This window comes from Cupriavidus sp. SK-3, assembly GCF_000611145.1.
Lineage (GTDB): Bacteria > Pseudomonadota > Gammaproteobacteria > Burkholderiales > Burkholderiaceae > Cupriavidus.
Map to the genome: position 1 here is coordinate 30,567 of NZ_JFJV02000101.1, position 4,261 is coordinate 34,827.

4 protein-coding genes are annotated in these 4,261 nt (G+C 67.5%); 2 read left to right on the forward strand and 2 right to left on the reverse strand.

Annotation, left to right across the window (positions count from 1 at the left end):
- Nucleotides 1-27: 27 nt before the first annotated feature.
- Nucleotides 28-996 (reverse strand): Bug family tripartite tricarboxylate transporter substrate binding protein, encoded by a 969-nt coding sequence (locus CF70_RS10030; RefSeq protein ID WP_035863705.1) that lies wholly within the window; start codon nucleotides 994-996, stop codon nucleotides 28-30.
- A gap of 234 nt (nucleotides 997-1,230) precedes the next feature.
- Here CF70_RS10030 and CF70_RS10035 point away from each other — a divergent pair, with 234 nt between their 5' ends.
- A complete protein-coding gene (locus CF70_RS10035) occupies nucleotides 1,231-1,857 on the forward strand; it encodes a LysE family translocator (protein WP_035863707.1) in 627 nt (208 codons plus the stop codon).
- A gap of 47 nt (nucleotides 1,858-1,904) precedes the next feature.
- Here CF70_RS10035 and CF70_RS10040 read toward each other — a convergent pair whose 3' ends face one another.
- Nucleotides 1,905-2,834: a LysR family transcriptional regulator gene (locus CF70_RS10040; RefSeq protein WP_035863709.1), complete on the reverse strand. Its 930-nt coding sequence runs from the start codon at nucleotides 2,832-2,834 to the stop codon at nucleotides 1,905-1,907.
- Nucleotides 2,835-3,162: 328 nt separating this feature from the next.
- On the opposite strand from CF70_RS10040, the gene CF70_RS10045 reads away from it, so the two are divergent.
- Nucleotides 3,163-4,116, forward strand: a complete 954-nt coding sequence (locus tag CF70_RS10045) for a TetR/AcrR family transcriptional regulator (RefSeq protein ID WP_035863711.1) — start codon at nucleotides 3,163-3,165, stop codon at nucleotides 4,114-4,116.
- Nucleotides 4,117-4,261 lie beyond the last annotated feature (145 nt).

Sequence of the window (4,261 nt, forward strand, 5' to 3'; positions counted from 1 at the left end):
ACAAGCAAATCGTACGCCTGCCGCCGCTTATTCGTGGATGCCGGCGGTCTGGACGATGCTCTTGTACTTCACCGTTTCGCGCTTGATAAAGGTGCCGAACTGGGCCGGGCCGCCCGGCGCGGCTTCCACGCCGGCTTCTGCCAGCTTCTTCTTCACTTCGGGCATGGCCAGCACGGCCTGCATCTCGGTGTTCAAGCGGTCGACCACGGCGCGCGGGGTATTGGCCGGCGCCATCAGGCCGAACCACACACCCATGTCCACGCCCTTGAGCGCGCTGCTTTCGGACAGCGCGGGGACATTGGGCGCCACTTGGGCGCGGTGCCCTTCGGTCACGCCGTAGGCCTTGACCCGGCCGGCCTGGATATGGGGCAGGGCCGACGACAGCACCATCACGGCGAGGTCGATCTGGCCGCCGAGGAGGTCGGTCGACATGGCGGAAGCCCCCTTGTAGGGCACATGGGTGATATTGACCTTGCCCTGCTGCTTGATCAGTTCGCCGGCCAGGTTCAGCGGCGTGCCCACGCCGGACGACGCATAGGCCAGCTTGCCCGGCTGCGCCTTGGCCAGCACGATCAGCTCGTCGGCGTTCTTGGCCGGCAGCGCGGACTTGCCCACCAGCACCATCGGCTGGGTGCCGACGAAGGTGATCGGCGCCAGGTCGCGCTCGCCGTCGTAGCGCACGGCGGGATTGGTCAGGCGCGCGATCGAGACCTCGCTGCCGGACCCCATCAGCAGCGTGTAGCCGTCGGCATCGGCCTTGACCACCTTGGAGGCGCCGATGGTGCCGCCGGCGCCGCCCAGGTTCTCGATGACCACGCTCTGGCCCAGGCGCTTGCCCAGCTCCGGCGCGATCGTGCGCGCCACCAGGTCGACGCTGCCGCCTGCGGTGTAGCCCACCACCAGCGAGATCGGCTTGGCGGGCCAGCCCGAGGCGCCGGCGCCGCCGGCAAGCACACAGAAGGACGCGGCAGCAGCCGCACGCAGCAGTTTGTTCATGGCAGGTCTCTCCCCTTTTTGAATATGCAGGTATGCAGATATCCGGCGATATTAGAGAGCGCGCGCCTGCAGCAACATGCGGCTTTGGCAATGGCGCTTGCCGTTTTGGCAAGTGGCCGATGCGGCATGCGAGGCGGACAAAATCGCGGCGCCATCCCACGCACAATCGTTCAAGACGGCGTCCGTTGCCCCGGCATAAAGTCGTGTGCAACGAACCAGCCTGGTGGAGACGCAATGGAAAACCTGCTTGCTTCCATGCCGGGGATCTGGCGTCCGCTCGCGGCGCTGATCCTGGCGTCGGTGGTCATCATGGGGAGCCCGGGGCCCTCGACGATCAGCGTCACGGCCGTTGGTGCCGCCCATGGCGTGCGGCGCTCGCTCGGCTATGCCTGCGGGCTGATCGCCGGCACCATCGCGGTGCTGCTGATGGCTTCGATGGGCGTGGTGGCGCTAGTCGCGTCGGTGCCGCACGGCGCGCGCGTGCTCGGCGTCCTGTCTGCCGCCTACATCCTCTACCTGGCGTTCAGGATTGCCACCGCGCCACCGCTCGGAGACCAGAGGAGGGCGCTGACGGCTCCCGCGTTCGCCGGCGGCTTCCTGCTGGCCATCGCCAACCCCAAGGCCTACCTGGCGATTGGCGCCGTGCTGGCGGGCACCACCGTCATCGCCGGGCACCAGGGCCTGGACGCCATCGTCAAGATCGCGGTGCTGAGCGCGATGATTGCCGTCATCCACTTGTGCTGGCTGCTGGCCGGCGTTTCGCTGTCCCGCTTCCTCCATGATCCGGTGAGTTCGCGCCTGATCAATGTCTCGATGGCGGCGATCCTCGTAGCCATGACGCTGGCCGCGCTGATGCATTGACGATGCATTGACGGATCGATGCGGGCCAACCGGAGGAAGCCGGACGCCTAGGCCACCACCGCCGCGCGCCAGAACGCCTCCGCCAGCGCGCGCATGGGCGAGCGCGGGCGATAGAGCAGGATCTGCATCGCCAGGTCGGGCTCGCCGCCCGCTTCCAGTCCGGCGCGCACCAGCCGCCCGGCGTGGAGATCGTCGGCGACCAGCCGCGCCGGCAGCCACGCCAGGCCCATGCGCTGGCGCACCATTTCATGCACCGACTCGGCGAAATCGCTGACGGCGATCACATCGAGCCGGCTGGCCAGTCCGCGCCGCGCGATCTCGCCGTTGACCATCCGCCCCAGCGTCAGCGTCTCGGCGTAGGCGATCATCGGCACCGGCGCGCGCTGACCACGTGCGAGCAGCTTGTACTGCGGCCCGCCGCCGTCCGCCGCGGCGCTCACGCAGACCAGGCGTTCCTCGCCCACCAGGTGGAACTGGTAACGCGCATTGTCCAGCGTCACCGGCTGCTCGGGCGAGTTGTAGCAGAGCAGGAAATCGGCATCGCCTTCGGTGAACATCGCCAGCGCGTCGTGCGTGGGAAAGGTGGAAAGCCGGGTGCGGAAATTCGCCGCCACCTTATCGTTGCGCAACGCATGGCGCAGGCCGGCCAGCCACGCCGGCAGCATCGAGCGCGCCAGCGTCTTGCCGGTGGCGATCACCACCGTGCTGGCATCGGCGCGATGTGCCGCGCGCAGCGACAGCCGCGTCTCGTCCAGCGTGCGCAGCGCGCTCTGGGCGGCTTCCAGGAATTGCCGTCCCTCGTCGGTGAGGCGCACGGGGAACACGCTGCGGTCGATCAGCGGCGCGCCCGCCCAGACTTCCAGCGCCTGCATGCGGCGCCCGAACGCGGGCGGGGTGACGTTGCGCAGCTCCGCCGCGCGCGCGAGGCTGCCGGCCTGGGCCAGGCACACAAAATCCTCGAGCCAGCGGATATGCATAAGGACTCGCGCCAACGCGCGTGCAGAAGTGGAAGGGGAAGTGGAAGAGGCGCCATCGCATGCGCGGCGCTGCGAATATTGTAGCTGCACGCGCCTGGCGCCCGCGCGCGGGGGGTCCGGATCACGCACGCGCGGCAAGCGCATCCTCAGGCGGACCCCGGGAAGATTAGAGGCAACACTCCAATATTGCACTTGTGAAACACTCGCCGCGCTCGCTAGGCTCCGTACAGCCGTTTCAAGCATCCGTTTGCCGTCAGAGCAGGGAGCTGTCGCGGTGCGTGGAGTTTCGCCGGGGATCCACTGCATGACAATACGAGACACACCCAATATGAAGACCGGGAAAGGCACGGCAGGAGACACCAAGGCCCGTATTCTTGACGCCACCGAGCACCTGTTTATCGAGGTGGGCTACGAGGCCACCTCGTTACGGCAAGTGACATCGCGCGCCATCGTCAACCTGGCCGCAGTCAACTACCACTTCCGCAGTAAAGACATCATGATGCAGGCGGTGCTGGGCCGCCGGCTCGATCCGCTCAATGCACGCCGCCTGGCGCTGCTCGACGCCTGCGAGGCACGCTGGCGGGGCGAGCAGCTGCGCTGCGAACACGTGATGGGCGCGCTATTCGTGCCCGCGCTGCAGATGGCGCGCGAGCCCGAGGTGGGCGGGCCTTCGTTCCTGCGGCTGCTGGGGCGCGTGTATTCGGATACCTCTCCCTTTATCCAGTCCTACCTGCTCGGCCACTATGCGCCCGTACTCGGCCGCTTCTCCGACGCCTTCGCCCGCGCGCTGCCGGAGATCCCGCCGCATGAACTCGGCTGGCGCCTGACCTTCGCGCTCAAGGCACTCGCAAGCGTGCTGGCCGGCGATACGCCCGGCAACCTGCTGCCGGCGTTCACGCAGGGCCAGGACCAGAGCGACGCGTACTTGCTGGCCCAATTGAGCGCGCTGGTGATGGCCGCGCTGAAGGCACCCGTGCCGGCCAGCCAGCAACTATCCGCCCTGCAGGACGTGTTCCTGATCGGCGAGACCCAGCACGCCGAAGAACGCGCCGGGCAAATCGCGTCGAATGCCCTGAAGGCACAACAGGCAGAACAGGCAGAACAGACACAACGCGCCGACACCTTGCCCATTGCCCCGCGCAAGCCACGCCGCACGGCACACAGCGAAGGCGCCAGGCGTGCCGCCATCGCCAGCCTCACGGTGCCCGGCGCACGCGAGCGGCCCATCATCTTTCCCAGCAATCCGCTCGACGACTGGATGCGCATGCGCTCCAGGACTTAGGGCGGCATACAGCTGCGGCCCCGTCAAAGTCCGAAGATCGAAGATCGAAGATCGAAGGATCGAGTAAGCGAAGAGCTGCAGAAAAAAGCGATATCGCCAGAACCGCGATTCGGCGTAGCCGTGTGGAGCGCCCCCAAGGGCGGTC

Bases quoted from the DNA above. Each gene is read 5' to 3' on its own strand.
- CF70_RS10035 (WP_035863707.1), top strand. From the start codon at position 1,231: ATGGAAAACCTGCTTGCTTCCATGCCGGGGATCTGGCGTCCGCTCGCG.
- CF70_RS10030 (WP_035863705.1), bottom strand. From the start codon at position 996: ATGAACAAACTGCTGCGTGCGGCTGCTGCCGCGTCCTTCTGTGTGCTT.
- CF70_RS10045 (WP_035863711.1), top strand. From the start codon at position 3,163: ATGAAGACCGGGAAAGGCACGGCAGGAGACACCAAGGCCCGTATTCTT.
- CF70_RS10040 (WP_035863709.1), bottom strand. From the start codon at position 2,834: ATGCATATCCGCTGGCTCGAGGATTTTGTGTGCCTGGCCCAGGCCGGC.